Source organism: Streptomyces sp. 2-1 (genome assembly GCF_048564895.1).
In the GTDB taxonomy this organism is placed as follows: Bacteria; Actinomycetota; Actinomycetes; order Streptomycetales; family Streptomycetaceae; genus Streptomyces; species Streptomyces phaeochromogenes.
This window is the reverse complement of record NZ_CP183383.1, coordinates 7,342,878-7,368,445: the sequence shown is the minus strand read 5'-3', so window position 1 is coordinate 7,368,445 and position 25,568 is coordinate 7,342,878. Positions and strand designations below refer to the sequence as shown.

The following is a 25,568-nucleotide window of genomic DNA, read 5'->3' as shown; positions in this document are numbered from 1 at the left end:
GGTCGGATGCAGGCCGGATACCGGAGAGCGAAGGTCACATACCGGTGACAGGACTCATGACCGAATATGCCGAACGCGCCCATTTCGCGAACAATCCACCGATGCGCACCGAAGCACCGCGTACGCGGAGAAGCGGTCGCCCGTTTCGCCCAGTACACCGAAGATCTTCCGGCCATGACGGGGGGTTTTCCGCACAAGATCCGGCTTCGACGGACCGACTCGGTCCGGTTCGGGGGTCACCCGTTATCCGATTTTGACATGGCAGGCACCCTGAAGGCGCGAGTCCGAATGGCAAGATGCCGTAATCACACGAGGTCGCGACACCCGAAGGTGTGTGTTCTCGTCGACCCATCGGCTACTGCCGACCCATCGGCAACACCACCCACCCGCCGGAGGAACCCACCATGACCGCAAGCTCCACCCGTCGTACGACCGCCGTGCAGTCCCGGATAGCCGCGGTCGGTGCGATCGCGGTCGCAGGCGCCCTGCTGCTCACCGGCTGCGGTGACCAGACCAAGGAGAAGGACAGCGGCAGCTCGGACACCGCTGACTCCAGCGCGGCCCCGCTCGCCGACCAGCTGCCCAAGGCCGTCCGCGACAAGGGCGTCATCAAGGTCGGCTCGGACATCGCGTACGCGCCCGTCGAGTTCAAGGACGACTCCGGCAAGACCGTGGGCATCGACCCCGACCTCGCCGACGCCATGGGCAAGCAGCTCGGCGTGAAGTTCGAGTTCGAGAACGGCACGTTCGACACCCTGCTCACCGGCCTGCGCTCCAAGCGGTACGACATCGCGATGTCGGCGATGACGGACACGAAGGACCGCCAGGAGGGCATCGACGCCGACACCGGCAAGAAGGTCGGCGAGGGCGTCGACTTCATCGACTACTTCACCGCGGGCGTCTCGATCTACACCAAGCAGGGCGACGACCAGGGCATCAAGACCTGGGACGACCTCTGCGGCAAGAAGATCGTCGTGCAGCGCAACACCGTCTCGAACGACCTGGCCAAGGACCAGGCCAAGAAGTGTCCGGCCGGCAAGAAGCTCTCCATCGAGGCCTTCGACAACGACCAGCAGGCCCAGACCCGGCTGCGCGCCGGCGGCGCCGACGCCGGTTCCTCGGACTTCCCGGTCGCGGCGTACGCGGCGAAGACCTCCGGCGGCGGCAAGGACTTCGTGGTCGTCGGCGAGCAGGTCGAGGCCGCTCCGTACGGCATCGCCATCGCCAAGTCGAACACCGAGCTGCGGGACGCCCTGAAGGCCGCGCTCGACGCGATCATCAAGAACGGCGAGTACGACAAGATCATCGCGAAGTGGGGCGTCGAGGCGGGCGCCGTCAAGGAAGCCACCCTCAACGGCGGCAAGTGACCGCGTACCCAGCGGCACTGAAAGGCAACATCCGTGACTGTTGACATCGACAAGTCGGCCGGCCCCGAGGACACTCCCCCGGGCGGACCGGAGGCCATCAAGGCCATTCCGGTCCGCCACTACGGGCGGTACGTCTCGGCCATCATCGCGATCGCGATCTTCGTCTCGATCATCTACGCGTTCGCCCAGGGCAAGATCAACTGGGGCGCCGTACCGGACTACTTCCTCGACGACCGGATCCTCAAGGGCGTCGGCCAGACGATGCTCCTCACCGTCCTCTCGATGGTGATCGGCATCGCGGGCGGCATCCTCCTCGCGGTGATGCGCCTGTCGAGGAACCCGGTGACCTCGTCGATCGCCTGGTTCTACATCTGGTTCTTCCGCGGCACCCCGGTCCTGGTGCAGCTCGTCGTCTGGTTCAACCTGGGCCTGGTCTTCCAGTACATCAACCTCGGTCCGATCTACAAGGACTACTGGTCGAGCTTCATGACGCCGCTCTTGACGGCGCTCCTGGGACTCGGTCTGAACGAGGCCGCGTACATGGCGGAGATCTGCCGCGCGGGTCTCCTGTCGGTCGACGAGGGCCAGACCGAGGCCTCGCACGCCCTGGGCATGAGCCACAGCAAGACCCTGCGGCGGATCGTGATCCCGCAGGCGATGCGCGTGATCGTGCCCCCCACGGGCAACGAGGTCATCAACATGCTGAAGACGACCTCGCTGGTGTCGGTGGTCCAGTTCGCCGAACTGTTCCGGTACGCCCAGGACATCGGCCAGTCCTCGGGCGCACCGGTGGAGATGTACTTCCTGGCCGCCGCCTGGTACCTGGTCCTGACCTCGGTGCTCAGCGTCGGGCAGTACTACATCGAGCGGTACTACGCCCGTGGTTCGAGCCGTTCACTGCCGGCCACGCCGTTCCAGAAGATCAGGGCGAACATGCTGTCACTGTCCAACCGCTCGGGCGGAGGAGCAAGCGCATGACCGCCAACGTGACCAAGGTGGACTCCGGTACACCGATGGTGAAGGCCGAGGGCGTCCACAAGTCGTTCGGCCCGGTCGAGGTCCTCAAGGGCATCGACCTCGAAGTGAAGCCCAGTGAGGTCTTCTGCCTCATCGGCCCCTCCGGCTCCGGCAAGTCGACGTTCCTGCGGTGCATCAACCACCTGGAGAAGGTCAACGCCGGGCGCCTGTACGTGGACGGTGAGCTGGTCGGCTACCGCCAGCGCGGCGACAAGCTGTACGAGCTCAAGGACAGCGAGGTCGCGCTGAAGCGGCGGGACATCGGCATGGTGTTCCAGCGCTTCAACCTGTTCCCGCACATGACGGCGACGGAGAACGTCATGGAGGCGCCGATCCAGGTCAAGGGCGTCAGCAAGGGGCAGGCGCGGGAGCGCGCGGCGCAGCTCCTGGAGCGGGTCGGTCTCGCCGACAAGGCGGGCAACTACCCCTCGCAGCTCTCCGGCGGCCAGCAGCAGCGGGTAGCCATCGCCCGGGCGTTGGCGATGGACCCGAAACTGATGCTCTTCGACGAGCCGACCTCGGCCCTCGACCCCGAGCTCGTCGGCGACGTCCTCGACGTCATGCGCGACCTCGCCGAGTCCGGCATGACGATGATCGTCGTCACCCACGAGATGGGCTTCGCCCGAGAGGTCGGCGACTCCCTGGTCTTCATGGACGAGGGCGTGGTCGTCGAGTCCGGCAACCCGCGGGACGTACTGACGAACCCACAGCAGGAACGGACACAGTCGTTCCTCTCGAAGGTGCTCTAGCCTCCGGCGGTTCGGCAGGTGTACGGAGGGGCGGTACGGATTTCCCGTACCGCCCCTCCGCGTTCGGCCTGCGCCGGGCGGTGTCCCGTCTGCGAGTGCCGGGCGTTGTCTCGTCTGCTGGTGCCGGGCGGTGTCTCGTCTGCGGGTCGGCGGGGGCTGAGTGCGCAGTTCCCCGCGCCCCTGAAAAGCAAGGCCGAGCCCCAGCGTCCGGCCCACCCAGCGTTCACCTTCCAGCCCAGCCCCGCACACTTCAGCCCGTCCGGCGTTTGAGGACGAGGCCGTTCAGGCCGATTTCCCAACCCACGGTCAACCCACGCACCCCCATCAGCCCGGGCCCGCCCACTCAGCCCGTCCGGCGTTTGAGGACAAGGCCGTTCAGGCCGATTTCCCCACCCACCCAAGGTCACCCCCCACCCCCATCAGCCCGTCCGGCGTTTGAGGACGAGCGCGTTCAGCGCGATACGGGGGTTCGGGGGCGGAGCCCCTGAAAAGGGACGGGAATGGGTAGGGGCGGCGGGGGCGAGAAAAGCCCGCTACTTGAGAGCCAGCACCAACGCATCAGACGGCGAACGCCACACCTCGCGGGCCTCCGCGAACCCCGCTTCGCGCAACACCCGCGCATGCCACTCGCCAGACGGCGTATCCCCCTCCGCATGCTCGCCATAGATCTCGAAGCGCCGAGCCGTAGGCCCGGCGAGGACGGGGTCCTGCGCGGCGAGCTGCCACCAGTCGGCCCAGTCGAGAACGCCGGCGGCCTTGGCCTCGTCCATACGGGCATGCCGCTGAGCCCGGTCCGCAGCGTTGATCCGCGGAGTCGCCTCGTCGATCATGTGGTCCGCGTTCATGAACACCCCACCGTCACGGACGAGTTCCGCGACCTGACCGTACAGAACCGCGAGGGGCTCCCGGTGCAGCCAGTGAAGGGCGGTGGCCGTGAGCACGGCGTCGTACGAGTCGTACGGCAGCTTCGCCGCCCAGTCGGGATCCTTGAGGTCGGCCGTGACGAAGGTGACCCGGTCGTCACCGCGGAAGGTGCCCTCGGCGATGGTCAGGAGCGCGGGATCGAGGTCGACGCCGGTACTGACGGCCTTCGGGAACCTTTCGAAGAGGCGGGCCGTGATACTTCCCGTACCGCACGCGAGATCCAGGACGCGCGGCTCGGGGCCCACGAGGGCCTCGACCATGTCGAGCATGACCCTGAAGCGCTCCTCACGGTCCGGCATGTACCACTCCTGCTGCCGGTCCCAGCTCTCCTGCCAGGCAGCCCAGTCGGCTCCGATGTCGGTCGTCATGGATACCCCTCTCCCCTCCAGTGTGTAATACCCTGGAAGTGCAATTAGCCATTACCTGTCCGCACCACGACGATAGAGTGCCTCCGTAAGGACTACAAGTGGAACTGGCCTATTACTCGGACTACGCCGTGCGACTCGTCAACAGCGAGGAACCGGCCCGGGGCAAGGACGCGCTCACCTCGGTCGAGGCCGTCCGCGATCTCTTCGGCGGCAACTCACAGGCGGCCCGCCGCGCCACGGACGCGGACGTGACCCGCTTCCGCGGCGTACGGGCCCGGCTGCGCGCGGTGTTCGAGGCGGCCGACGGCGGCGACGAGACGCTCGCCGTGGACCTGTTGAACTCACTGCTCCTGGAGTTCCCGGTGAGCCCGCAGATCTCCGGCCACGATTTCCGGGACGACGACGGCCGCCCGCTGTGGCACATGCACCTGGCGGACCACCCGTCGAACGCGACCGCGGGGTACGCCGCGACCGCCGCGATGGGCCTGGCCTTCCACCTCACCGAGTACGGCGTGGACCGCCTGGGCCTGTGCGAGGCAGCGCCGTGCCGCAACGCCTACCTCGACACCTCGACGAACCGCTCCCGGCGCTACTGCTCGGACCGCTGCGCGACCCGGGCGAACGTCGCCGCCTACCGGGCCCGCAAACGCCTGGAGGCGGACCGGTCGGAGAGCACCGGCCTGGCGGCCGACAGCACCCAGCGCGCGACCGCGAACGGCGAGCGCTGATCCTTTTTGAGCGGCCGGTACCGGAACCGCACCTTCCCGAGGACGAGCTCCTCGGGCACGGTCCCGTAGTCGGTACTGTCCCCGCCCGCGTACGCGTTGTCGCCGAGCACCCACCAGCCGCCCTCGCGCCGCTCGGCCGCGCGCTTGACGACCAGCAGGTCCTGCTGGAACGGATGACGCAGTACGACCACGTCACCGGGCCTGACCCGGGCCCCGTACTGCACGACGAGGAGATCCCCGTGCTGCAGTGTGGGCACCATGGACGGCCCCGTCACCTCGGCCGTACCGAAGGGCAGGGCAGCCCTTCCACGCTCGGTCTCCTGCGACAGCTCCGGCATCACCGGCACCTCCCCGGTCCTATCCTCCACGAGTCCCAGTCTCACCCTGGACTTTTGTCCTAAGCCCATGGGGGCACTCGCGAAAACCCGTCCCTCACGGAGTAATGTCCCACCTGAGAAGACGATCACGAGGAAGGACAGCTCAATGCTCTCCCGCCTGTTTGCCCCCAAGGTCAAGGTCAGCGCACACTGCGACCTGCCCTGCGGTGTGTACGACCCGGCCCAGGCCCGCATCGAGGCGGAGTCGGTGAAGGCCGTGCAGGAAAAGATGGCCGCCAACGACGACCCGCACTTCCAGGCCCGCGCCACCGTCATCAAGGAGCAGCGCGCCGAGCTCGCCAAGCACCACGTCTCGGTGCTCTGGAGCGACTACTTCAAGCCCCCGCACTTCGAGAAGTACCCGGAGCTGCACCAGCTGGTCAACGACGCCCTCAAGGCCCTCTCGGCCGCCAAGGGCTCGACCGACCCGGCCACGGGCCAGAAGGCGCTGGACTACATCGCCCAGATCGACAAGATCTTCTGGGAGACCAAGAAGGCGTGACCCAACGCCTTCAGTTTTCGCGGTGGAGGGGCCCGGCCGATACCTTGGCCGGGCCCCTTCCTCGTTTCCCTGTCGGGGGCTCTGTCGGTGGGCCGTGGCATGCTGAAGGGCATGAATCCGGAAGATCTGGTCCGGCTGCGCAAGGCGCGCGACCGGATGGACCGCGAGTATGCCGAGCCGCTGGACGTGCCCGCGCTCGCGCGTACGGCGCTGATGTCGGCGGGCCACTTCCAGCGCAGCTTCCGGTCGGCCTTCGGTGAGACTCCGTACAGCTATCTCATGACGCGCCGCATCGAGCGTGCGAAGGCGCTGCTGCGGCGCGGCGATCTGACGGTGACGGAGGTCTGCATAGCCGTCGGGTGTACGTCGCTGGGGTCGTTCAGCTCCCGCTTCACCGAGCTGGTGGGCGAGTCGCCGAGCGCGTACCGGGCCCGGCCGCACGACGAGGGGGCGGCGATCCCGGCCTGCGTGGCGAAGATGTACACGCGGCCCACGCGCATACGGGCGTCCGAACCCCCGTCTTGAGTGGCAGCGACCGGCTTCAGGTCGCCAGGCGGGACGCGCGCGCCCGTAGGTAGCGCTGTTCCGGGCGGCTGAGGGTCTTGGCGGCGGCCGACTCGTAGGCGGTGCGGGCGGCCTCGGTGTCGCCAGCCCGTTCCAGGAGATGGGCGCGGACCGCGTCGAGGCGGTGACCCGTCGACAACTCCTCTTCCAGGGATTCGAGTTCGTCGAGACCGGCCTCCGGGCCGTGGACCATCGCGACGGCCACCGTGCGGTTGAGGCGTTCCATGGGGCCGGGGACCAGCCGGACGAGGATGTCGTAGAGGCCGAGGATCTCCCGCCAGTCGGTGTCCTCGGGCGAGGCGGCCTCGTCGTGGACGGCGGCGATCGCGGCCCTCAACTGGTAGGGACCCAGCCGCGGTTGGGCCAGCGCCTGCGTCACGAGGCCCACGCCCTCGTCGATCGCCGTCTTGTCCCACAGCGATCGATCCTGCTCATCGAGCGGCACCAGTTCACCATGCGGTCCGGTGCGCGCGGCGCGGCGGGCGTCGGTGAGGAGCATGAGCGCCAGCAGACCCGTCACCTCGCAGTGGCCGGGCAGCAGGGCGTACACCGTACGGGTCAACCGGATGGCCTCGCCCGCGAGTTCGGCCCGCTGGAGCGCCGCGCCGGATGTGGCCGTGTACCCCTCGTTGAAGATCAGGTACAGGACGTGCAGGACCGCCGGCAGCCGCTCCTCCCAGTTCTCGGGGCGGCCGAAGCTCGTGCCCTTCACCTTCTGCTTGGCCCGGCTGATCCGCTGCGCCATGCTCGCCTCGGGCATCAGATGCGCACGGGCGATCTCGGCCGTCGTCAGACCGCCGACCGCCCGCAGCGTGAGCGCGATCCGCGCGGGCTGGGTCAGTTCGGGATGGCAGCAGAGGAAAAGAAGCGTGAGGGTGTCGTCCTCGGACGGGGCCCGGTCGGCGCCGGGCGGCGGCGCCGTGAACGCGTCGCGCGGAGTGAGCGCCGCCGCCCGCTCCTCGCGCAGCCGGCGCGCCTCCTCACTGCGCAGCACGTCCGTGAGCCGCCGCGACGCGACCTTGATCAGCCAGCCGCGCGGATTCTCGGGCACCCCGGCGTCCGGCCACTGTCCGGCCGCCGCGAGGAGCGCCTCCTGCACGGCGTCCTCGGCGGCGTCGAAGTGCCCGTACCGGCGCACGAGCGCGCCGAGGACCTGCGGCGCGTGGCGGCGCAGCAGGTCCTCGACCTCGCTCGTACGTCCCGAGGGGCGTCTGGGGGGACGGCTCACACGTCCCCACTGAAGTCGGGGATCGGGCGGATGACCAGCGGGTACTGCTTCGTGCCCTCGGGGACGGGGCAGTCGAGCACGCGGGCGGCGATCTCCGTGACCCGCTCCAGGCTGGCGCAGTCCAGGACCCAGTACCCGGCGAGCACTTCCTTGGTCTCGCTGTACGGTCCGTCGGTGATCACGGGCTTCCCGTCCGGGCCCCGCTCGACGAACCGGGCCTTCGCGGGCTCCGACAGACCGTTGGCGTCGACGATCTCCCCGGTCTCGGCGAGGTCGTTGTTGATCGCGCCCATGTGCGCGTACATGGTCTGGACGTCCTTCTCGGTCCAGACGGGGGCGTCGGAGGAGCCCTTGCCGCTCTGCGCCTCGTAGTCGGCCTGCGTGCCCTGGATCATCACGAGGTACTTCATGAGTCCGCTCCTTCGGTTCGGGCCACCCGCTCCGGGCGGCTCTCACAGGGGACGTCGGAGCCGGGCCGCGGTTCTCTACAAGGTCGCGGAAAAAACTTTCGCGCGATTTCTCGCGTGCCGCCGCACTCAGGAATCCCGCTCCACGGACGCCTGGTCCGCAGGCCCCTGGCCTGCTGCCGCCTGGGGCGTCTCGGGCTCGCTCGCCAGGACGCGCTCCGACTCGGCCTCGGCCTTCTCGGCCTCCCCCTCCTCGTACTCCGCGCACTGGGGGTTCTGGCAGGGGCCCGCGCCCCACAGGGGCACGAAGACCCCGAGGGTCTTGTGCCGACGCACGACCGTGTCCACGGCCTGCTTGCAGACCGGACAGACATACTCATCGCTGGTCATGTCCCCAGGGTATTGCGGGAGGCCGCGCCCCGACAGGCGGGCGACGAACCCGCCCCGGAATCAGCGCTTCCTGCTGTACGTCCGCACGATCGCCCCGTTCTTGAACGTACGCACCTCGCCGAGCGTGAACTCGCCGATGGCGAACCCGGAGCCGAACATCGGCATGCCGGAGCCGAGCACGATCGGGTACGTCTTGACGATGATCTCGTCGATCTCGTCGACCAGCTCCCCCGCGAGCCGCGAACCGCCGCACAGGTAGATACCGAGATCGCCGTCCTCCGCCTTGAGCTCGCGGACCTTGCCGACCAGGTCGTCGGAGATGATCTCGACGTGGGGGTCGGGCGACTCCTTCAGGCTGCGCGAGGCGACGTACTCGCGCATATGGGCGTACGGGCTGGTGACGCCGATCTCCAGCGCGATGTCGTAGCTGGCGCGGCCCTGGATGATCGTGTCGTACTTCTGGTTCGCCAGGTGGTCCGTACCCGTCGCTTGGCGGCCGTGGGTCGGCAACGTCTCCGGGTATTCAGTCTTGAGGAAGTCGAAGAACTCCTCGTCGACCATCTCCACCATCATCTGTGCGTCGCCGCTCGGGTCGCCGATGAAGCCGTCGATCGAGCAGGCGATGAAATACGTGAGCTTTCGCAAGCCGGTCTCTTTCCGTAGGATGCGTGAACCACTCCATTCATAGTGCTTCACCTGTAGTGGTTGCAAGGAGATTTCCGAGGATCTCCCGTACGGGGCTCAAGTGAGAGAGGGGATTCCGCATGGCGAGCAATCCGGAGCGCCGGGCCGCCCTGGTCGACGCCGGGGTGGAGGTGCTGGCGCGCGAAGGGGCACGCGGGCTGACGTTCCGCGCGGTGGACGGTGAGGCCGGGGTTCCGGTGGGCACCGCCTCGAACTACTTCACCGGCCGCGACGACCTGCTCCGCCAGATCGACGCCCACCTCCACGAACGCCTCGCCCCGGACCCCGAGGTCCTGGCCGAGCTCATGAAGGCCCCCAAAAACCGTGCCCTGGTCACGGCGTTCATGCACGACCTCATGGCCCGCGCCCAACGGGACCGCACGGGCTATCTGGCCCTGCTGGAGATGCGCCTGGAGGCCACGCGCCGCCCCGAACTCCGCGCCTCCTACACGAAGACGATCCGCGCCGACCTCGAATACGGCATGGAGTTCCACCGCGGGGCAGGCCTCCCCGGCGGCGACGAGACGGTCACGGTCCTGTATCTCGCCATGCTCGGCCTGATCCTGGAACACCTGACCCTGCCGGGCGTCCTGGAGGGCGTACTGCCGGGAGTGACCGTCCCGGACGGGCTGGTGGAACGGATCGTCGCGACGATCGTGCCGGAGCCGGCCGACTGAGCGGACAAGGTGTCGGCGGGGGCCACCCCGTCAGCTGGGCGCGGGAACTGGGCGCCCAGCCCCCACCGGCCCGCGGCCCGCGGACTACGAACCGGCCTCCCCACGGAGCGGTTCGCGCCACATCGGCCACATCAGCGGCCCGCTCGGAAGCTCAAGGGCGCTCCCCGTGAACTCGAACCCGAGCCGCTCATAGAGCCTCCGGCTGCGCTCACTGCTCGCCTCCAGATACGTGGCCACACCTTCACCGTCACACCGGTCCAGCACATGCTGGACAAGGGCCGAACCGAGCCCCTCCCCCTGCCGGCCCGGAGAGACGGCGATCATCCAGAGGTACTCGTGGGCCTGCCCCTCCGGGTGGATCCCGGCGGTCAACCTGCCTATCAGTTCGACCCGTTCGTTCTCGGGATCGACGTCCTCGCGCAGTTGGGCGGGCCCGTCCTCGTCCTCCTCGGCGGGCTCCGCGGGCATCGGAAGCCACAGCGCACAGGCCGAACCGTCCTCCGTGACGTCCACGTACCCCTCGGCGAGCACGCCGTCGACGAAGGCGCCCATCAGCAGCGGATGCGTCCGCCGCCGGTGTTCCGCGTCGGGAAAGATCCAACTGCTCACCGGGTCCTTCTGAAAGGCCTCGTCGAGCAGCCGTGTCACGGCCTCCCGGTCGTCCTCGCCCGCTCTGCGGATCGCCACGCCCATAGCCCGCCCCTTTGGCTCAACTACCCATGCCCACTCGGCCGTTGCAGCCTAGCGATCACTTCGGCAGAAGGCGACGGGCCCCGCACACCGTGGGGATGCGCGGGGCCCGCCGGAACCGGAACCCCTCCGCCTCACCGCGTTGTCAGGCACCGCGCGGCGAAGAGGGCCCCGGAGTCTCGTACCCATTACGGCCGACGAACGCCGTACCGCTCAGGGTGGAGTGGCGGAAGTGAGGTGTGGGGGGAGGCCGGGGGCGGAGACCGGCGGTGTGGAGGCAAGCGGTGCGGAGGCGGCAGGGCTGGAGGGGGGCCGCCTGCCGCTCGGCCTGGCCCGGCGTGCCGCACCTCACCGAGCCGGTCCCAGCCAGACCGACCAGGCGGCTCCACGCCCCGCCACGCCCAACCAAGTCGGGCCCAGCCAGACCGGCCAGGCAGCACACGCCTGCCACGCCGAACCGAGACGGTCCTAGCCAGACCAACCAGGCGGAGCCACGCCCCGCGCACCGAACCAAGTCGGGCCCAGCCAGACCGGCCAGGCAGCACACGCCTGCCACCCCGAGCCGAGACGGCCCAGCCAGACCAACCAGGCGGAGCCACGCCCCGCCGCACCTAGCCGGATCGGGTCGAGCCAGATCGGGGTCCGATCGAGCCAGGTCAGGCGCCCCCCACCCCCAGGCACCGACAGCCCACCCGCCGCACGGCCTCATCCACCGCGCCCAGCCGAGCCATCCCACCCGGGCGGCGCCTCCCGCACGTCCCTCAGCCTTCTTCAGCCCTCCTCAACCGTCCCCGCCCCCTGCCCCCTCTGTCCCCCGCCCCTCCTCTGCCCCCCCGATTCCGACGCCGTACGGCTTCGGCTGCCGCGTCCCCGCGGGCACCGCACGGCATCGGCCGCCCGATCTCTACATACGCGCCACCCTTCGGTCACCCTTCACTCGTCGCGCCCGCCTCGCCCATGGCGCCCGTCTCACTCACCTCACCCGTCGCTCCCCTCGACGGCCCCAACTCACGTGCTCCGCCGCGTCACGTACTCCGCCAGCGACAGAAGCCCTCCCGCCGCCTCCGGATCCGGAACGGCCCGGGACAGGTGCTGCAGGGACCTGGCCATCCGGTCGGCGGCCTGGACCTGGGCCCAGTCACGCCCGCCCGCCCGCTCGACGGCGAGGACCGTACGCTCCAGATCGCCGTCGCGGTACGGAACCCGGTACAGCTCGGCCAGTTCGGCCGCGGCCGGTGTGCCGGAGGCGAGCGCCGCGACCACGGGGAGGGACTTCTTGCGGGCCATGAGGTCCGCCCCGGCCGGCTTGCCGGTGCGGCTCGGGTCCCCCCAGATGCCGATCACGTCGTCGATGAGCTGGAAGGCGAGCCCGGCCTCCCGCCCGAACGCGTCCAGAGCGTCGACGTCCTCCTCTCCGGCCCCCGCATACAGCGCCCCGAGCGCGCACGCGCAGCCGAGCAGCGCCCCCGTCTTCGCCTCGGCCATGGCGAGCACCTCGTCGAGCGTGACGTCGTCGGGACCTCGACGCTCCATCGCGGTGTCCGTGTGCTGGCCCGCGCACAGTTCGACGACACAGCTCGCGAGCCGCGCTGCCGCCGCCGAGGACGCCGGATGCGGATCCTCGGCGAGCAACCGGTGGGCCAGCGCCTGCAGGGAGTCCCCCGCGAGCACCGCGTCGGCGTCCCCGAACACCGCCCACGCGGTGGGCCGGTGCCTGCGAGTGGTGTCCCGGTCCATCACGTCGTCGTGCAGCAGGGTGAAGTTGTGCACCAACTCCACCGCGGCGGCGGCCCGTACGGCAGCCTCCTGCTGTCCGCCGAGCGCCCGGACCGCGGCCAGCACGAGCGCGGGCCGGATCGCCTTGCCCGAGTTGCCCGCCGCGGAGCTGCCGTCCGCGTGCTCCCACCCGAAGTGGTAAAGCGCGATCCGGCGCAACGGACCGGGCAACGTCTCGATGACCCGGCGCAGTTCGGGGTCGACCGACGCCCGGGACCGCTCCAGGATCCCGGCGGCCTCCTGCCCGTCGGGCGAACCCCGCCGCCCGCCGGGCACGCCACCGGGCACCGGCTCTCCCCGCGCTTCCGGTCCTTCCACGGCCGGCAGCGGGCTCTGCTGCGTCTCCGTCATGAGCTCACCCATGGATCCGCGTCGCGGAGTACGCGGACGGTGGCGCTTCCGCCGGCGCCGGGCGCGTACCCCTTCGGCCCGTCGGCGACGGGCGCGTACCCCCTCGGTCTGCCCCCACCGGCGGACGGGGACACGGCACGCGCCGTACGGGACGTCACCTCCAGCGGCCGATCTCGACGTTCTCCAGGACCCCGAGCGCGTCGGGCACCAGGACCGCGGCCGAGTAGTACGTCGTCACCAGGTAGGACATGATCGCCTGCTCGCTGATGCCCATGAACCGCACGGACAGGCTCGGCTCGATCTCGTCCGGGATGCCGGCCTGCTGGAGCCCGATGACGCCCTGGTCGGCCTCGCCCGTACGCATGGCGATGATCGAGGTCGTGCGGGCCTCGGTGACCGGGATCTTGTTGCACGGGAAGATCGGCACGCCGCGCCAGGTGGGAATGCGGTTGCCGCCCATGTCGAGGGTCTCCGGGACGAGCCCCCGCTTGTTGAGCTCGCGGCCGAACGCGGAGATCGCGCGCGGGTGGGCGAGCAGCAGCTTGGTGCCGCGCCGCCTGGTGAGCAGCTCGTCCAGGTCGTCCGGGCTGGGCACGCCGTCGTGCGGCTGCAACCGCTGGTCGTACTCGCAGTTGTTGAGCAGCCCGAACTCCCGGTTGTTGATGAGCTCGTGCTCCTGGCGCTCCTTCAGCGCCTCGACCGTGAGCCGCAACTGCTGCTCGGTCTGATTCATCGGCTGGTTGTAGAGGTCGGCCACGCGCGTGTGGATGCGCAGCACGGTCTGGGCGACGCTGAGTTCGTACTCGCGCGGTGCCGCGTCGTAGTCGACGTACGTCCCCGGGATGGCCTGTTCTCCGGTGTGGCCGGCGGCGAGGTCGATCTCCTTCTCGCCGTAGTTGTTGGCGCGCTGCGTGGGAATCGCGCGCAGTTGCTGAAGGTGCTCGCGCAGGGATTCGGAGCGCTCGGCGATCTGGTCGAGGTCCTGGCGGGGCAGCGCGAGGACCGTACAGGCCGTGACCGCGCGGGCCGTGTACTCCCAGATCGCCTCCGGGTCGGTGATCGCCTGCTCTCCGAAGTAGGCGCCGTCGGCGAGAACTCCGAGGACAGCGTCGTCCCCGTACGGACCCGTGCCGATCTTCTCGACCTTGCCGTGTGCGAGCAGGAACACCTCGTCGGCCTGGCTGCCGAAGGAGGCGAGGACGTCGCCCGGGTCGAACTCCCGCTGCTGGCAGCGCTGTGCGAGCTCGGCAAGCACCTCCGGGTCCTCGTATGTCCGCAGTGCCGGCAGTTCGCCGAGCTCCGCGGGGATGACCTGGACTCGGTCACCGGTCTTCACGAACGTCACGCGACCGTCGCCCACCGAATAGCTGAGCCTGCGGTTCACGCGGTATGTGCCGCCCTGCACGTTCACCCACGGCAGCATGCGCAGCAGCCATCGTGAGCTGATCTCCTGCATCTGTGGCGCGGACTTGGTGGTCGTGGCCAGGTTCCGCGCCGCGGATGTGCCGAGACTCTTCTGCGGCTGATCCTGGTCCGCGCGGATCTCTTCGCCTACCGACATGAAATTGCCCTCCCCATCGTGCAATGAGCTGCACCGAGAACACTTCCATCACGGACCGTGCCGGTGCTATTACACGAAAGAGGGGGAATGGATCTTCGAAAGCGGGGCATAACGGAGGGCCCCGCCCGGCCCGACATGTCCTGGCAACCAGTCGGCCCGGCGACGTGGATCCTCCCGCCGCTTCCCGATTGCCTCCGACTGATTCCCTGATTCCCGATTGCCTCCCGACTGCTTTCCGATCGCTTCCCGATCGGGAACTTCAAGATCGGGCCGCCCGTTGAACCGGCAAAACGGACGAACGACGAAACGAACGACGAGGAGAAGGCAATGGCAGGCTTCCTGGACCGCGCCAAGGAACAAGCACAGCGCGGCCTCACGCAGGGCAAGCAGAAGCTCGACGACGTCCAGGCACAGCGGGCCGGCGGCGATCTGCTGAAGAGCCTCGGCGCGGCCTACCTCGCGGAGCGGCGCGGCAGCGGCTCCCCGCAGGCCACGCAGCAGGCCCTCCAGGCCGTGGAGAGCCACATCGCGACGCACGGGGACGGCTTTCTGCGCGCCTGAGACGGTCCGCGCGTACCGCTGACCCGCTGACCGGATCGGCTCGCACGCCGTGCGAAGAAGTGGCTCCGGCCGGGGAGATCCGGGTACAAGCAGCGGTACGAGACGGCCGCGCAGGGTGGCCGTCGCGGCCTGTAAGGAGGCGGTCATGGCCCCACCCATGTCCGCGGGCAGCTTTCTGAGCCGGCTCAAGGCGGAAGGGATCACCGTCGTCGAGGTCGGCGACTGGGAGCATCACAACCGCAATCACAAGGGCCCGTGGGGCCCGGTCCACGGCGTGATGATCCACCACACGGTGACGTCGGGGAGCCAGCACACGGTCGAGCTCTGCCGTGACGGCTACAGCGGCCTGCCCGGTCCGCTGTGCCACGGTGTCATCACCAAGGACGGCAGAGTCCACCTCGTCGGCTACGGCCGTTCCAACCACGCGGGCCTGGGCGACGACGACGTCCTGCGCGCGGTCATCGCGGAGAAGGCCCTCCCACCGGACAACGAGGCGAACACCGACGGAAACCGCCACTTCTACGGCTTCGAGTGCGAGAACCTCGGCGACGGCGAGGATCCCTGGCCCGAAGCCCAGCTCGACGCCATCGAGCGCGCCGCGGCGGCGGTCTGCCGCCACCACGGCTGGACGGCACGTTCGGTCATCGGCCACCTCGAATGGCAGCCGGGCAAGATCGACCCCCGCGGCTTCACGATGGCGGCCATGCGGGACCGTATCCACGAACGACTGAAGTAGCGCGCTCGTGGCGGGCCCGTGCCGCCGCCGTCCTGCTGCGCTCGGACGCGTGTCCGACAATGGGTGGGTGATCAGCCCCGATACCCCCGAAGTGCTCGGCCTGGGCGCCCTGCGGCCACGGCTGCCGTCCCCGGTGCGGGAGGCCGTGGACGAGCGGTTCGCGCGGCGCGGTGTCCGGCTGCTGCTCAAGCGGGACGATCTGATCCACCCGGAGCTGGTCGGCAACAAATGGCGCAAGCTGGCCCCGAACCTGCGGGCGGCGGCGGGCCGCACGGTCCTCACCTTCGGCGGCGCGTACTCCAACCATCTGCGGGCCACCGCCGCCGCGGGCCGCCTGCTGGGCCTGCCCACCGTCGGCGTGGTCCGCGGCCAGGAGCTCGCCGACCGCCCGCTCAACCCGTCCCTGGCCCAGTGCGCGGCCGACGGCATGCGATTCCACTTCGTCGACAGATCGACGTACCGCCGCAAGAGCGAGCCGAAGACGCTGGCCGCGCTCCTTCGCGTGTGCGCCGCCGAGGACGCGTACGTGATCCCGGAGGGCGGCAGCAACTCCCTTGCCGTGCTGGGCTGCCGGACCCTGGGCGAGGAGCTGCGCGACCACGGCGGTGTCGACGTGGCCGCGGTCGCCTGCGGCACGGGCGGCACCTTCGCGGGCCTGGCCGCCGGCCTCGGCCCGGGCAGGCGCGCCCTCGGCATACCCGTCCTGAAGGGCGGCTTCCTCGACGCGGAGATACGTACGCTCCAGGACGAAGCCTTCGGCGGCCCGCGCGGCGACTGGTCGCTCGACGACCGCTTCCACTTCGGCGGTTACGCCCGTACGCCACCCGAACTCGAAGCGTTCGCCGACGACTTCGAGCAGCGCCACGGCCTGCCCGTGGAGCGTCTCTATGTCGCCAAGTTGCTGTACGGACTTGTCGCCCTCGTGGAGGAGGGCGCGTTCGCGCGCGGGACGACGATCGCGGCGGTCGTCACCGGCAGCCCTCACTCCCGGACCGCCGCCTAGACCCCTGGTCCCCTGACCTCCGTCCCGGACCTACGTCGCCTCGCGGAACGCCGCCGCTTCCTCCAGGTCCAGGCGTCGCAGCAGTGTCCGGAGCATCTCGTCGTCGATGTAGCGGCCGTCGCGGAGTCTCACGAACATCTCCCGCTCGGCGCCGATCATCTCGCGCGACAGCCGCCGGTAGGTGTCGTCGGCGGTCTCCCCGGTCACGGGGTTCACCGTCCCGAGCCGCTCCCACACGGCATTGCGGCGACGCTCCAGGACCGAGCGGAGCCGGTCGGCGAGCGGCGGCGGCAGCGCGTTGCGCTCGTCGTCGAGGAGTTCGTCCAGGAGGCGTTCCGCGGTCCGGGACGCCTGCGCCTGGGCGTTCGCCTCCGCGAGCGTCTCGGCCTGCGTGTCCCGCTCGGGCAGTTTCAGCAGCCGGACCAGCGGGGGCAGTGTCAGCCCCTGCACGACCAGCGTGCCGATCACCGTCGTGAAGGTCAGGAAGAGGATCAGATTGCGGCCCGGGAAGTCCTCCCCGCCCTCCGCGGTGAGCGGGATCGAAAAGGCGATGGCGAGCGAGACCACGCCCCTCATCCCCGCCCAGCTGATGATGAAGGGACCCTTCCAGGTGGGGTCGTCCTCCCGTTCCCGGATCCGTTTGGACAGGATGCGCGGCAGGAAGGTCGCGGGATACACCCACACGAAGCGGGACACGACGACGACCAGGAAGACGGCCACCGCATACCAGGCGGCGCTCACTCCCTCGTACTCGTCGAGGCCCTTGAGGACGATCGGGAGCTGCAGGCCGATCAGTGCGAAGACCGCCGACTCCAGGATGAACGCGACCATCTTCCACACCGCCTCCTCCTGGAGGCGGGTCGCGAAGTCGACCTCCCAGTTGCGGTGCCCCAGGTAGAGCGCGACGACGACCACGGCGAGCACTCCGGAGGCGTGCACCTGCTCGGCGACCGCGTACGCGAAGAACGGGATCAGCAGCGACAGGGAGTTCTGGAGAAGGGCCTCCTTCAGGTGCGTGCGCAGCCAGTGCAGCGGCACCATCAGGACAACTCCGATGCCGATGCCGCCGATCGCCGCGAGCAGGAACTCGCCGATGCCGCCCGCCCAGGTCGCGCCCTCACCGACGGCCGCGGCGATGGCCACCCGGTAGGCGGTGATCGCGGTCGCGTCGTTCACCAGGGACTCGCCCTGGAGGATCGTGGTGACCCTGGAGGGCAGCCCCACCCGGCGCGCCACCGCCGTGGCCGCCACCGCGTCCGGCGGCGCCACGACCGCGCCGAGCACCAGTGCCGCGGTCAGCGACAGGTCCGGCACGATCATGTAGGCGGCCCAGCCGACGACGAGCGTCGCGAAGAGCACGTACCCGACCGACAGCAGTGCGACCGGCCTGAGTTGTGCCCGCAGATCGAGGTACGAGCTGTCCGTGGCCGCCGTGTAGAGCAGCGGGGGCAGCACGAGCGGGAGCACCACGTCGGGGTCGAGGGTGTATTCGGGGACCCCGGGCAGGTACGAGACGATCAGGCCCGCGGCGACCAGCATCAGTGGCGCGGGCACCGGGGTACGGCGGGCCGCGCCGGCGACCACGGCGCTGCCCGCGACCAGCAGGAGGAGGGGCATCACATGCATCAGCTTCGGCCCGCCTTCGTTTCCGCGCGGATTCCCGCACGCCCGACGTAATCTGGCAATCATGAAACAGTGCACGCACGCCGACGCGCTGCCGCATCCAGAACCCGAGCCGCTGAGCGAGACCTGCCTGGAGTGTCTGGCGGCCGGCTCGCACCCCGTGCAGTTGCGACTGTGTCTCATCTGCGGAGACGTGGGCTGCTGCGACTCGTCGCCGCTGCGGCACTCGACAGAGCACTTCAAGAAGACGGGACACCCGATCATGCGCACGTTCGAGCCCGGAGAGAACTGGCGCTGGTGCTTCGTCGACCACGTACTCGTGTGACGGGGGATCCGGACGGTTCGACCCTCTGACCGTTGGGTACGTCAACCCGGCGCGCGCTCTTCCCAATTGGGCCCGCAGACCCCTAGCCACTGTGCGTATCCATAGGTTTACTATGAGTGACAGCAAGGGGTTGGGGTCCCGGGGACAGGAAACCTGAGAGCGCGATAGCGTCACCGCTGAACCACGTTGCGCGTTACCCCGGGGGGCGACCCTCGGGCCCCCGAAAGAGCTTGTACCACCTTGGAGGTGAGGGTGTCCCAGATCGCAGGCGAGCCCGCGACCCAGGACTTCGTGGAAGTCCGGCTGCCGGCTGCGGGTGCCTACCTGTCGGTGCTGCGCACGGCCACGGCCGGCCTCGCGGCGCGTTTGGACTTCACCCTCGACGAGATCGAGGACTTGCGCATCGCCGTGGACGAGGCGTGCGCGATCCTGTTGCAACAGGCGGTGCCGGGCTCCGTGCTCAGCTGTGTCTTCCGCCTGATCGACGACTCGCTCGAGGTGACCGTCTCGGCCCCGACCACCGACGGCCATGCCCCCGCGCGGGACACCTTCGCCTGGACCGTGCTGTCGGCCCTCGCCGGCAAGGTGTCCTCCTCGGTGGCCGACGACAAAACCGTTTCGATCAGCCTCTACAAACAGCGCGGCGCGGGACCCGGGCCGGCGTGAGGAACGGGGACGGGCCGGTGCGGGACGAAGAGCGCGGCACACGGGAACTTCCCGGCAAGGGCGAGGACGGCCCGAGCGGGCCTCGGCGTCTGGCGGAAGGTGTCGACGGCATCCCCGAGCAGCAGGCCCGGCCGCATCCGGAGGACATCGCCTCCGCGGCGGCCGAAGAAGCGCCTCAGCGGGAAGAGCCGGTCGGCAAGGACGGGCGCGAGGCGCTCTCCGACAGTGACGGGCGACAGGATCCAGACGTTGCCGCGCAGCGGGGGTCCCCCCGGACGGAGTCTGGGGGGACGTCCTCGGAAGGGCGGCGGCGGGTGACGGGCGGGATCATGAGCGAGCAGCACGAGCACGAACGAAATGCCGACAGCGGCGCGTCGGGTACGCAGCACGACCCCCACGACCGCGCCGGGGCGCGGGCCAGGTTCATCGAGCTGCGCAAGCTGGACCCCAGCGGCCCGGAGTACGCGGAGCTGCGCAACCGGCTGGTGAGGATGCACCTGCCGCTCGTGGAGCACCTCGCGCGCCGCTTCCGCAACCGCGGTGAGCCGCTGGACGACCTCACTCAGGTCGCCACCATCGGCCTGATCAAGTCGGTCGACCGCTTCGACCCGGAGCGCGGCGTCGAGTTCTCGACGTACGCGACTCCGACGGTGGTCGGCGAGATCAAGCGGCACTTCCGCGACAAGGGCTGGGCGGTGCGTGTGCCGCGCCGGCTGCAGGAGCTGCGGCTCGCTCTCACCACGGCGACCGCGGAGCTCTCGCAGCTGCACGGCCGCTCCCCCACGGTCCACGAGCTGGCCGAGAAGCTGGGCATCTCGGAGGAGGAGGTCCTGGAGGGCCTGGAGTCGGCCAACGCGTACTCCACGCTGTCCCTGGACGTCCCCGACACGGACGACGAGTCCCCGGCGGTCGCGGACACCCTGGGCGCCGAGGACGAGGCGCTGGAGGGCGTCGAGTACCGCGAGTCCCTCAAGCCTCTGCTGGAGGACCTCCCACCGCGCGAGAAGCGGATCCTCCTCCTTCGCTTCTTCGCCAACATGACCCAGTCCCAGATCGCCCAGGAGGTCGGCATCTCCCAGATGCACGTCTCCAGGCTGCTGGCCCGCACCCTGGCCCAGCTCCGGGAAAAGCTCCTGGTGGAGGAGTAACAGGCCGCGCCCCTGCAACAGGGGCGCGGGCACCATGCGGTCTTCTTTCAAACGGCGCGGGGAAACCACGCGTTTCAAGCGACGCGGAGAACTGCGCGATCAGCCACGGACGGCCCGCGGACCCGGTACGCCCTCGACGCACCCAGGACCACCGGCGTACCCGTTGGGACTACTTCGACTCCCGTACGCCACCCGGCCCGGTGATCCCCAGGGCCCTGGTCGTCTCCGGATTCACGATCAGCACCAGCGCCGCGACCGCCACCACCGCGAGGGCGATCCCCCCGGGAATGGCGAGACTGTCGGCCTGAAGCAGGTTGTACGCGACGGGCAGCGCCATGATCTGCGTGATGATCGCCGGCCCCCGGCTCCACCCGCGCCGCAGCAACAGCCCGCGCGCGGCCAGCAGCGGAAGCAACGCGAGCACGATCAGCGTCACGCCCCCCGTGACGGCCTGGCTGCGGTCGTCCGGGTGCCCCGTGAGACCCATCACCAGCATGTAGCCGCCGCCGACCACGAGAGCGAGCCCCTCCAGCGCGGCGAGCGCCGCCGCGACGGTCAGCCGCGTGGGCCGGGGTTCGGCGTCGGAGGTGTCCGGGGTCGACTTCTGCTCAGAACTCACCCCTGAAGGGTAGCCCTCACCCCGTACCCGCCAACGGCCCCGGGGCACCCCCGGGAACCCGCTGTGTGGTGCCCCTCACACCTGATCCTTACCTCGGTATGGGCCGAGTACCACGCGGTAGGTACGCTGCATCGCATGCGCGCACTTCTCGTGGTCAATCCGGCAGCAACCACCACCAGCGCGCGCACGCGTGACGTCTTGATCCACGCCTTGGCGAGTGAGATGAAGCTCGAAGCGGTCACCACCGAGTACCGCGGGCACGCCAGGGACCTCGGCCGGCAGGCCGCGGAGAGCAAGGACATAGAACTGGTCGTGGCCCTCGGCGGCGACGGCACGGTCAACGAGGTCGTGAACGGTCTGCTGCACGGCGGCCCCGACCCCGACCGGCTGCCCGGCCTCGCCGTCGTCCCCGGCGGCTCCACCAACGTCTTCGCGCGCGCCCTCGGCCTGCCGAACGAGCCCGTGGAGGCCACCGGCGCCCTCCTGGACGCGTTGCGCGAGGGCCGGCAGCGCACGGTGGGCCTCGGCCTCGCCGCGGGCACCCCGGGCAGTGAGGACGAAGGCGTCCCCGCCCGCTGGTTCACCTTCAACGCGGGCCTCGGCTTCGACGCCGGTGTGGTCGGCCGCGTCGAACAGCACCGCGAGCGCGGCAAGCGGTCCACGCACTCCCTCTACCTGCGCCAGGCGATGCGCCAGTTCTTCGGGGAGACCCACCGCCGGCACGGCACGATCACCCTGGAACGGCCAGATGCCGACCCGGTGGCCGATTTGGTGCTGTCGATAGTCTGCAACACCTCTCCGTGGACGTATCTGGGCAATCGCCCGGTGTACGCGTCACCTAAGGCCTCGTTCGATACCGGGCTCGACGTACTCGGTCTCAGCCGCATGTCGACGACCGCGGTTGCCCGGTATGGCACCCAGTTGCTCACTTCGTCCCCCGAACGCGGACCCCACGGGAAGCATGCGGTGTCCCTGCACGACCTGACCGACTTCACCTTGCATTCGAAGGTCCCACTCCCCCTCCAGATGGACGGCGACCACCTTGGACTGCGTACGAGCGTGACGTTCACAGGCGTTCGTCGTGCACTGCGTGTGATTGTGTGAGCGGAACGGGCTAAAGTCCTTCCACTCGAACGTTTAGGCCAGGATCCACCCCATGGAAGTACGGCTGTGACCTAGTCGACACCGAGGAATCAAAAAAAACTTTCCGGTAGGGGTTGTATCCGCCGCTGAGGTTTGCGAGTCTCTTTGTGGCGCTCGGGACGGGCCGCAACATCGCCCCCACAGAGCGCCGGAACCCCTCCTCAATTCACAGGACCACACCAGTCCGTCTGGTAGTCGGCCCTTCACTTGTTGAGGGATTCGTGAAAGCGTTCACATTCACAAGCAACGTGCATGTAATACCAAGGAGAGGTAGCAGCCATGGACTGGCGTCACAACGCCGTTTGCCGCGAGGAAGACCCCGAGCTCTTCTTCCCCATCGGCAACACCGGTCCTGCGCTGCTGCAGATCGAGGAAGCCAAGGCCGTCTGCCGTCGCTGCCCCGTCATGGAGCAGTGCCTGCAGTGGGCGCTCGAGTCCGGCCAGGACTCCGGCGTCTGGGGTGGTCTCAGCGAGGACGAGCGCCGCGCCATGAAGCGCCGCGCCGCCCGCAACCGGGCTCGCCAGGCATCCGCCTGACAACCCACCCCACACGGCCCTGAGCTTGGCGGCGCGTACAGCGAGTACGCATATCCCGCCCCCGAGCCGCAGCGCGCAGTACCCCCGATGCGCAGATAGCAACGAACACGATGAGCCCCGGACCGGAAACGGTCCGGGGCTCATTGCTGTTTGCGGCTGCGTCTTCGTGGGATGCCCGGCGACCGTCGGCCTCTCCCGGCAACTCGTGACGATTACGCAGCGTGTTGGTGGAGTAATGGTGCGGATTGCCTGTGCGTCACTTGTGGGGGACCACGGGAATGTCCAGCACGACCTGCGTTCCGCGCTCGGGGGCGCGGACCATGTCGAAGGTTCCGCCCAACTCCCCCTCCACCAGCGTCCGTACGATCTGCAGGCCCAGATTGCCCGAGCGGTGCGGGTCGAAGCCCTCGGGCAGACCGATGCCGTCGTCCTGGACGGTGACCAGGAGGCGGGCCTCCTTGGTGCTGCCGCCGCGGACCGCGGACACCTCGACCGTGCCGCGGTCGCCCTCCCGGAAGCCGTGCTCCAGCGCGTTCTGCAGGATCTCCGTGAGGACCATGGAGAGCGGGGTCGCGACCTCGGCGTCGAGTATGCCGAAGCGCCCGGTGCGCCGGCCGACGACCTTGCCCGGGGAGATCTCGGCGACCATGGCGAGCACCCGGTCGGCGATCTCGTCGAACTCCACGCGCTCGTCCAGGTTCTGGGAGAGCGTCTCGTGCACGATGGCGATCGACCCGACCCGGCGCACGGCCTCTTCGAGCGCCTCACGGCCCCGGTCGGACTCGATACGGCGGGCCTGGAGGCGGAGCAGGGCCGCGACCGTCTGGAGGTTGTTCTTCACCCGGTGGTGGATCTCCCGGATGGTCGCGTCCTTGGTGATCAACTCCCGCTCGCGGCGCCGCAGTTCGGTCACATCACGCAGGAGTACGAGCGAACCGACCCGCGTGCCCTTGGGTTTGAGCGGGATGGCGCGCAGCTGGATGACGCCGTCGGGGCTCTCGATCTCGAACTCGCGGGGCGCCCAGCCGCTGGCGACCTTGGCCAGCGCCTCGTCCACCGGGCCGCGGGACGGGGCGAGTTCGGCCGTGGTCTTGCCGAGGTGGTGGCCGACCAGGTCGGCGGCGAGGCCGAGACGGTGGTACGCCGACAGCGCGTTCGGTGACGCGTACTGGACGATGCCCTCCGCGTCCAGCCGGATCAGGCCGTCGCCCACTCGTGGCGAGGCGTCCATGTCGACCTGCTGGTTGGGGAACGGGAAGGAGCCCGCCGCGATCATCTGTGCGAGGTCGGACGCGCTCTGCAGATAGGTGAGTTCGAGCCGCGAGGGCGTGCGCACGGTGAGGAGGTTGGTGTTGCGGGCGATGACGCCCAGGACGCGCCCCTCCCTGCGCACGGGGATCGACTCGACCCGTACGGGAACCTCCTCGCGCCACTCCGGGTCGCCCTCGCGCACGATCCGGCCCTCGTCCAGGGCCGCGTCCAGCATGGGGCGGCGACCGCGCGGGACGAGGTGGCCGACCATGTCGTCCTGGTACGAGGTGGGGCCGGTGTTGGGCCTCATCTGGGCGACCGAGACATAGCGGGTGCCGTCACGGGTGGGAACCCACAGGACGAGGTCCGCGAAGGAGAGGTCGGAGAGCAGCTGCCACTCCGAGACCAGCAGGTGCAGCCACTCGAGGTCGGAGTCACCGAGGGCGGTGTGCTGGCGGACGAGGTCGTTCATGGAGGGCACGTGTGCGAGCGTACCCGCCGGGTACGACATGCTCCGAAATCGGCCACCCGCACGGGCCCGGAAACACCCGCGGGCCGCGGCGCCTGAGAGGGACCCTCAACCCTCCCGGCACCGCAGCCCGGAGCAACATCGGCCACGGGCTGTGCGGTCCCGTTCGGCCGAAGGATGAGGATCCGGTGCAGTCAGGGCAGAGAGCGCCGGCTCCTCGGTCCGTCTTCCTGTGCGGGGAAGACGGAGGCTTGGTCATACGGACGGCTTGATCATCAAGTTGCGTTCTCAAGCTTTGTACGATTGTGGACTAGACCACTCTCGACTGTCCATGCGTTGGCGGATGTTTGTTGTTGTCTCTTTATCCAACAACTCACGTCCTACATCCACCACGCAGCCTATCCCCGAGCGGTTCACGAGCGGGGCCAGATTCGCATGGCAAGTTCGGCGAGCGCCTCCAGTTCTTCCTTGGTGGCGCCGTCGCGTGCCTGCTGGGACATGCCCTGGATCATGGCGCCGGTGTGCCGGGCCAGGGCTGCCGCGTCCGTGCCCGCGGGCAGCTCACCTGCGGCGATGCCGGACCTTATGCGGCTCTCGATGGCGGTGATGTTCGCGTTGCGCCGCTCACGGAGGGACTCCTCCACCTCCGGGGTGGTGCAGTTGGTGGCCGCGTGGACGACCAGGCAGCCGCGCGGGCGCCCCGGCTCCGTGTACTCCCCGGCGGCCTCGCGCAGCATCCGCTCGACCGCGGCCCGGGCCGTCGGCTCCTCGGCGAGGGCACGGCCGCCGAACGAGCCGTACCTCTCGCCGTACTCCCGTACGACCTCGCCGAAGAGCGAGCGCTTGTCGCCGAAGGCCGCGTAGAGGCTGGGGGCGCCGATGCCCATGACCTGGGTGAGGTCCGAGACGGAGGTCGCCTCGTACCCGTGCTCCCAGAAGGCGAGGATCGCCTTCTCCAGCGCGGTCTCGCGATCGAAGGAGCGGGGACGGCCGCGAGGCTTCGAGGCCCGGCCGGCGGCGTCCTTGATGTCGTGGCTGCTCACCATGGAGTGAATTGTATAGCGGATGCTAGAGAAATGTCCGCGGCTCGTTGTACGGTCTTTTTGTAGCGACCACTAGCCAAATGG

General features: G+C 69.4%; 28 protein-coding genes. 15 read left to right on the top strand and 13 right to left on the bottom strand.

Annotated features, from left to right (window positions below):
- The first annotated feature begins 404 nt into the window (after positions 1 to 404).
- Genes ACN20J_RS32555 through ACN20J_RS32545 form a run of 3 tightly spaced genes read left to right on the top strand, consistent with a single transcriptional unit; the run spans position 405 to position 3,133 of the window.
- Entirely contained in the window at positions 405 to 1,367 is a 963-nt protein-coding gene (locus ACN20J_RS32555; protein WP_189837573.1) for an ABC transporter substrate-binding protein, read from the top strand.
- Between the two features lie 33 nt (positions 1,368 to 1,400).
- A complete protein-coding gene (locus tag ACN20J_RS32550; protein WP_419667390.1) occupies positions 1,401 to 2,345 on the top strand; it encodes an amino acid ABC transporter permease in 945 nt (314 codons plus the stop codon).
- Positions 2,342 to 3,133, top strand: coding sequence for an amino acid ABC transporter ATP-binding protein (locus tag ACN20J_RS32545; protein ID WP_281402278.1), 792 nt, complete (start codon positions 2,342 to 2,344; stop codon positions 3,131 to 3,133). Before ACN20J_RS32550 ends, ACN20J_RS32545 begins: the two co-directional genes overlap by 4 nt.
- A gap of 533 nt (positions 3,134 to 3,666) precedes the next feature.
- Here ACN20J_RS32545 and ACN20J_RS32540 read toward each other — a convergent pair.
- Positions 3,667 to 4,425, bottom strand: a complete 759-nt coding sequence (locus ACN20J_RS32540) for a class I SAM-dependent methyltransferase (RefSeq protein WP_419667389.1) — start codon at positions 4,423 to 4,425, stop codon at positions 3,667 to 3,669.
- Between the two features lie 98 nt (positions 4,426 to 4,523).
- Here ACN20J_RS32540 and ACN20J_RS32535 point away from each other — a divergent pair, with 98 nt between their 5' ends.
- The gene (locus ACN20J_RS32535; RefSeq protein WP_189837570.1) at positions 4,524 to 5,153 is read left to right on the top strand and encodes a CGNR zinc finger domain-containing protein; all 630 of its coding nucleotides are present in this window, start codon (positions 4,524 to 4,526) and stop codon (positions 5,151 to 5,153) included.
- On the opposite strand, the gene sodX is transcribed toward ACN20J_RS32535, so the two are convergent.
- On the bottom strand, positions 5,057 to 5,491 hold the full coding sequence (sodX, locus tag ACN20J_RS32530; RefSeq protein WP_189838441.1) for a nickel-type superoxide dismutase maturation protease: 435 nt from the start codon (positions 5,489 to 5,491) through the stop codon (positions 5,057 to 5,059). The two genes, ACN20J_RS32535 and sodX, sit on opposite strands and share 97 nt — an antisense overlap.
- Before the next feature lie 145 nt (positions 5,492 to 5,636).
- Here sodX and sodN point away from each other — a divergent pair, with 145 nt between their 5' ends.
- Both sodN and ACN20J_RS32520 read left to right on the top strand, forming a co-directional pair.
- The gene (gene sodN / locus ACN20J_RS32525; RefSeq protein WP_007491258.1) at positions 5,637 to 6,032 is read left to right on the top strand and encodes a superoxide dismutase, Ni; all 396 of its coding nucleotides are present in this window, start codon (positions 5,637 to 5,639) and stop codon (positions 6,030 to 6,032) included.
- A gap of 111 nt (positions 6,033 to 6,143) precedes the next feature.
- Positions 6,144 to 6,557, top strand: coding sequence for a helix-turn-helix transcriptional regulator (locus ACN20J_RS32520; protein WP_189837569.1), 414 nt, complete (start codon positions 6,144 to 6,146; stop codon positions 6,555 to 6,557).
- A 16-nt stretch (positions 6,558 to 6,573) separates the two neighbouring features.
- Here ACN20J_RS32520 and ACN20J_RS32515 read toward each other — a convergent pair whose 3' ends face one another.
- From ACN20J_RS32515 to ACN20J_RS32500, 4 genes are all read right to left on the bottom strand, one after another.
- Positions 6,574 to 7,824, bottom strand: coding sequence for an RNA polymerase sigma factor (locus tag ACN20J_RS32515; RefSeq protein ID WP_419667388.1), 1,251 nt, complete (start codon positions 7,822 to 7,824; stop codon positions 6,574 to 6,576).
- Positions 7,821 to 8,234, bottom strand: coding sequence for a YciI family protein (locus ACN20J_RS32510; RefSeq protein ID WP_419667387.1), 414 nt, complete (start codon positions 8,232 to 8,234; stop codon positions 7,821 to 7,823). The genes ACN20J_RS32515 and ACN20J_RS32510 overlap by 4 nt, the downstream gene beginning before the upstream one ends.
- Positions 8,235 to 8,360: 126 nt before the next feature.
- Complete coding sequence (locus ACN20J_RS32505; protein WP_361988880.1) at positions 8,361 to 8,621, bottom strand: hypothetical protein; 261 nt, start codon at positions 8,619 to 8,621, stop codon at positions 8,361 to 8,363.
- 60 nt (positions 8,622 to 8,681) lie between these two features.
- The gene (locus tag ACN20J_RS32500) at positions 8,682 to 9,266 is read right to left on the bottom strand and encodes a dihydrofolate reductase family protein (protein ID WP_361988877.1); all 585 of its coding nucleotides are present in this window, start codon (positions 9,264 to 9,266) and stop codon (positions 8,682 to 8,684) included.
- 119 nt (positions 9,267 to 9,385) lie between these two features.
- Here ACN20J_RS32500 and ACN20J_RS32495 point away from each other — a divergent pair, with 119 nt between their 5' ends.
- Entirely contained in the window at positions 9,386 to 9,982 is a 597-nt protein-coding gene (locus tag ACN20J_RS32495; protein ID WP_190232197.1) for a TetR/AcrR family transcriptional regulator, read from the top strand.
- Positions 9,983 to 10,066: 84 nt separating this feature from the next.
- Here the strand turns inward: ACN20J_RS32495 and ACN20J_RS32490 are convergent, their stop codons facing one another.
- The 3 genes from ACN20J_RS32490 to ACN20J_RS32480 form a co-directional block, all read right to left on the bottom strand.
- On the bottom strand, positions 10,067 to 10,675 hold the full coding sequence (locus tag ACN20J_RS32490) for a GNAT family N-acetyltransferase (RefSeq protein WP_419667386.1): 609 nt from the start codon (positions 10,673 to 10,675) through the stop codon (positions 10,067 to 10,069).
- 1,005 nt (positions 10,676 to 11,680) lie between these two features.
- Positions 11,681 to 12,811, bottom strand: a complete 1,131-nt coding sequence (locus tag ACN20J_RS32485) for a family 2 encapsulin nanocompartment cargo protein polyprenyl transferase (protein ID WP_419667385.1) — start codon at positions 12,809 to 12,811, stop codon at positions 11,681 to 11,683.
- A 142-nt stretch (positions 12,812 to 12,953) separates the two neighbouring features.
- On the bottom strand, positions 12,954 to 14,360 hold the full coding sequence (locus ACN20J_RS32480) for a family 2B encapsulin nanocompartment shell protein (protein WP_189837562.1): 1,407 nt from the start codon (positions 14,358 to 14,360) through the stop codon (positions 12,954 to 12,956).
- A 327-nt stretch (positions 14,361 to 14,687) separates the two neighbouring features.
- On the opposite strand from ACN20J_RS32480, the gene ACN20J_RS32475 reads away from it, so the two are divergent.
- The 3 genes from ACN20J_RS32475 (at position 14,688) to ACN20J_RS32465 (ending at position 16,660) form a co-directional block, all read left to right on the top strand.
- Entirely contained in the window at positions 14,688 to 14,921 is a 234-nt protein-coding gene (locus tag ACN20J_RS32475) for a hypothetical protein (protein ID WP_189837561.1), read from the top strand.
- Between the two features lie 145 nt (positions 14,922 to 15,066).
- Positions 15,067 to 15,657 carry an N-acetylmuramoyl-L-alanine amidase gene (locus tag ACN20J_RS32470; RefSeq protein ID WP_189837560.1) on the top strand — a complete coding sequence of 197 codons (591 nt, stop codon included), beginning with the start codon at positions 15,067 to 15,069 and terminating at the stop codon, positions 15,655 to 15,657.
- A gap of 67 nt (positions 15,658 to 15,724) precedes the next feature.
- Complete coding sequence (locus ACN20J_RS32465; RefSeq protein WP_419667384.1) at positions 15,725 to 16,660, top strand: 1-aminocyclopropane-1-carboxylate deaminase/D-cysteine desulfhydrase; 936 nt, start codon at positions 15,725 to 15,727, stop codon at positions 16,658 to 16,660.
- A gap of 30 nt (positions 16,661 to 16,690) precedes the next feature.
- On the opposite strand, the gene ACN20J_RS32460 is transcribed toward ACN20J_RS32465, so the two are convergent.
- Positions 16,691 to 18,286, bottom strand: coding sequence for a Na+/H+ antiporter (locus ACN20J_RS32460; protein WP_189837558.1), 1,596 nt, complete (start codon positions 18,284 to 18,286; stop codon positions 16,691 to 16,693).
- 61 nt (positions 18,287 to 18,347) lie between these two features.
- Between ACN20J_RS32460 and ACN20J_RS32455 the strand changes: the two genes are divergently transcribed.
- The 3 genes from ACN20J_RS32455 (at position 18,348) to ACN20J_RS32445 (ending at position 20,422) form a co-directional block, all read left to right on the top strand.
- Complete coding sequence (locus ACN20J_RS32455) at positions 18,348 to 18,608, top strand: UBP-type zinc finger domain-containing protein (protein WP_189837557.1); 261 nt, start codon at positions 18,348 to 18,350, stop codon at positions 18,606 to 18,608.
- Positions 18,609 to 18,860: 252 nt separating this feature from the next.
- The gene (locus tag ACN20J_RS32450; protein ID WP_055512819.1) at positions 18,861 to 19,274 is read left to right on the top strand and encodes an anti-sigma regulatory factor; all 414 of its coding nucleotides are present in this window, start codon (positions 18,861 to 18,863) and stop codon (positions 19,272 to 19,274) included.
- Positions 19,271 to 20,422 carry an RNA polymerase sigma factor SigF gene (locus tag ACN20J_RS32445; RefSeq protein WP_189837556.1) on the top strand — a complete coding sequence of 384 codons (1,152 nt, stop codon included), beginning with the start codon at positions 19,271 to 19,273 and terminating at the stop codon, positions 20,420 to 20,422. Before ACN20J_RS32450 ends, ACN20J_RS32445 begins: the two co-directional genes overlap by 4 nt.
- Positions 20,423 to 20,591: 169 nt before the next feature.
- On the opposite strand, the gene ACN20J_RS32440 is transcribed toward ACN20J_RS32445, so the two are convergent.
- Entirely contained in the window at positions 20,592 to 21,041 is a 450-nt protein-coding gene (locus ACN20J_RS32440) for a hypothetical protein (protein WP_055615662.1), read from the bottom strand.
- Positions 21,042 to 21,176: 135 nt separating this feature from the next.
- On the opposite strand from ACN20J_RS32440, the gene ACN20J_RS32435 reads away from it, so the two are divergent.
- Entirely contained in the window at positions 21,177 to 22,145 is a 969-nt protein-coding gene (locus ACN20J_RS32435) for a diacylglycerol/lipid kinase family protein (RefSeq protein WP_189837554.1), read from the top strand.
- A gap of 318 nt (positions 22,146 to 22,463) precedes the next feature.
- Positions 22,464 to 22,721 carry a WhiB family transcriptional regulator gene (locus ACN20J_RS32430; RefSeq protein ID WP_016639615.1) on the top strand — a complete coding sequence of 86 codons (258 nt, stop codon included), beginning with the start codon at positions 22,464 to 22,466 and terminating at the stop codon, positions 22,719 to 22,721.
- Between the two features lie 256 nt (positions 22,722 to 22,977).
- Here ACN20J_RS32430 and ACN20J_RS32425 read toward each other — a convergent pair whose 3' ends face one another.
- Both ACN20J_RS32425 and ACN20J_RS32420 read right to left on the bottom strand, forming a co-directional pair.
- On the bottom strand, positions 22,978 to 24,453 hold the full coding sequence (locus tag ACN20J_RS32425) for a sensor histidine kinase (protein ID WP_055615668.1): 1,476 nt from the start codon (positions 24,451 to 24,453) through the stop codon (positions 22,978 to 22,980).
- A gap of 401 nt (positions 24,454 to 24,854) precedes the next feature.
- Positions 24,855 to 25,487 carry a TetR/AcrR family transcriptional regulator gene (locus ACN20J_RS32420; protein WP_419667383.1) on the bottom strand — a complete coding sequence of 211 codons (633 nt, stop codon included), beginning with the start codon at positions 25,485 to 25,487 and terminating at the stop codon, positions 24,855 to 24,857.
- Positions 25,488 to 25,568 lie beyond the last annotated feature (81 nt).

Excerpts from the sequence above, each read along its gene's own strand:
- ACN20J_RS32485 (WP_419667385.1), bottom strand. The coding sequence starts at position 12,811 with ATGGGTGAGCTCATGACGGAGACGCAGCAGAGCCCGCTGCCGGCCGTG.
- sodX (WP_189838441.1), bottom strand. The coding sequence starts at position 5,491 with ATGCCGGAGCTGTCGCAGGAGACCGAGCGTGGAAGGGCTGCCCTGCCC.
- ACN20J_RS32505 (WP_361988880.1), bottom strand. The coding sequence starts at position 8,621 with ATGACCAGCGATGAGTATGTCTGTCCGGTCTGCAAGCAGGCCGTGGAC.
- ACN20J_RS32475 (WP_189837561.1), top strand. The coding sequence starts at position 14,688 with ATGGCAGGCTTCCTGGACCGCGCCAAGGAACAAGCACAGCGCGGCCTC.
- ACN20J_RS32555 (WP_189837573.1), top strand. The coding sequence starts at position 405 with ATGACCGCAAGCTCCACCCGTCGTACGACCGCCGTGCAGTCCCGGATA.
- ACN20J_RS32420 (WP_419667383.1), bottom strand. The coding sequence starts at position 25,487 with ATGGTGAGCAGCCACGACATCAAGGACGCCGCCGGCCGGGCCTCGAAG.
- ACN20J_RS32435 (WP_189837554.1), top strand. The coding sequence starts at position 21,177 with ATGCGCGCACTTCTCGTGGTCAATCCGGCAGCAACCACCACCAGCGCG.
- ACN20J_RS32510 (WP_419667387.1), bottom strand. The coding sequence starts at position 8,234 with ATGAAGTACCTCGTGATGATCCAGGGCACGCAGGCCGACTACGAGGCG.
- ACN20J_RS32430 (WP_016639615.1), top strand. The coding sequence starts at position 22,464 with ATGGACTGGCGTCACAACGCCGTTTGCCGCGAGGAAGACCCCGAGCTC.
- ACN20J_RS32455 (WP_189837557.1), top strand. The coding sequence starts at position 18,348 with ATGAAACAGTGCACGCACGCCGACGCGCTGCCGCATCCAGAACCCGAG.
- ACN20J_RS32495 (WP_190232197.1), top strand. The coding sequence starts at position 9,386 with ATGGCGAGCAATCCGGAGCGCCGGGCCGCCCTGGTCGACGCCGGGGTG.
- ACN20J_RS32540 (WP_419667389.1), bottom strand. The coding sequence starts at position 4,425 with ATGACGACCGACATCGGAGCCGACTGGGCTGCCTGGCAGGAGAGCTGG.
- ACN20J_RS32470 (WP_189837560.1), top strand. The coding sequence starts at position 15,067 with ATGGCCCCACCCATGTCCGCGGGCAGCTTTCTGAGCCGGCTCAAGGCG.
- ACN20J_RS32520 (WP_189837569.1), top strand. The coding sequence starts at position 6,144 with ATGAATCCGGAAGATCTGGTCCGGCTGCGCAAGGCGCGCGACCGGATG.
- ACN20J_RS32545 (WP_281402278.1), top strand. The coding sequence starts at position 2,342 with ATGACCGCCAACGTGACCAAGGTGGACTCCGGTACACCGATGGTGAAG.
- sodN (WP_007491258.1), top strand. The coding sequence starts at position 5,637 with ATGCTCTCCCGCCTGTTTGCCCCCAAGGTCAAGGTCAGCGCACACTGC.
- ACN20J_RS32460 (WP_189837558.1), bottom strand. The coding sequence starts at position 18,286 with ATGCATGTGATGCCCCTCCTCCTGCTGGTCGCGGGCAGCGCCGTGGTC.
- ACN20J_RS32490 (WP_419667386.1), bottom strand. The coding sequence starts at position 10,675 with ATGGGCGTGGCGATCCGCAGAGCGGGCGAGGACGACCGGGAGGCCGTG.
- ACN20J_RS32480 (WP_189837562.1), bottom strand. The coding sequence starts at position 14,360 with ATGTCGGTAGGCGAAGAGATCCGCGCGGACCAGGATCAGCCGCAGAAG.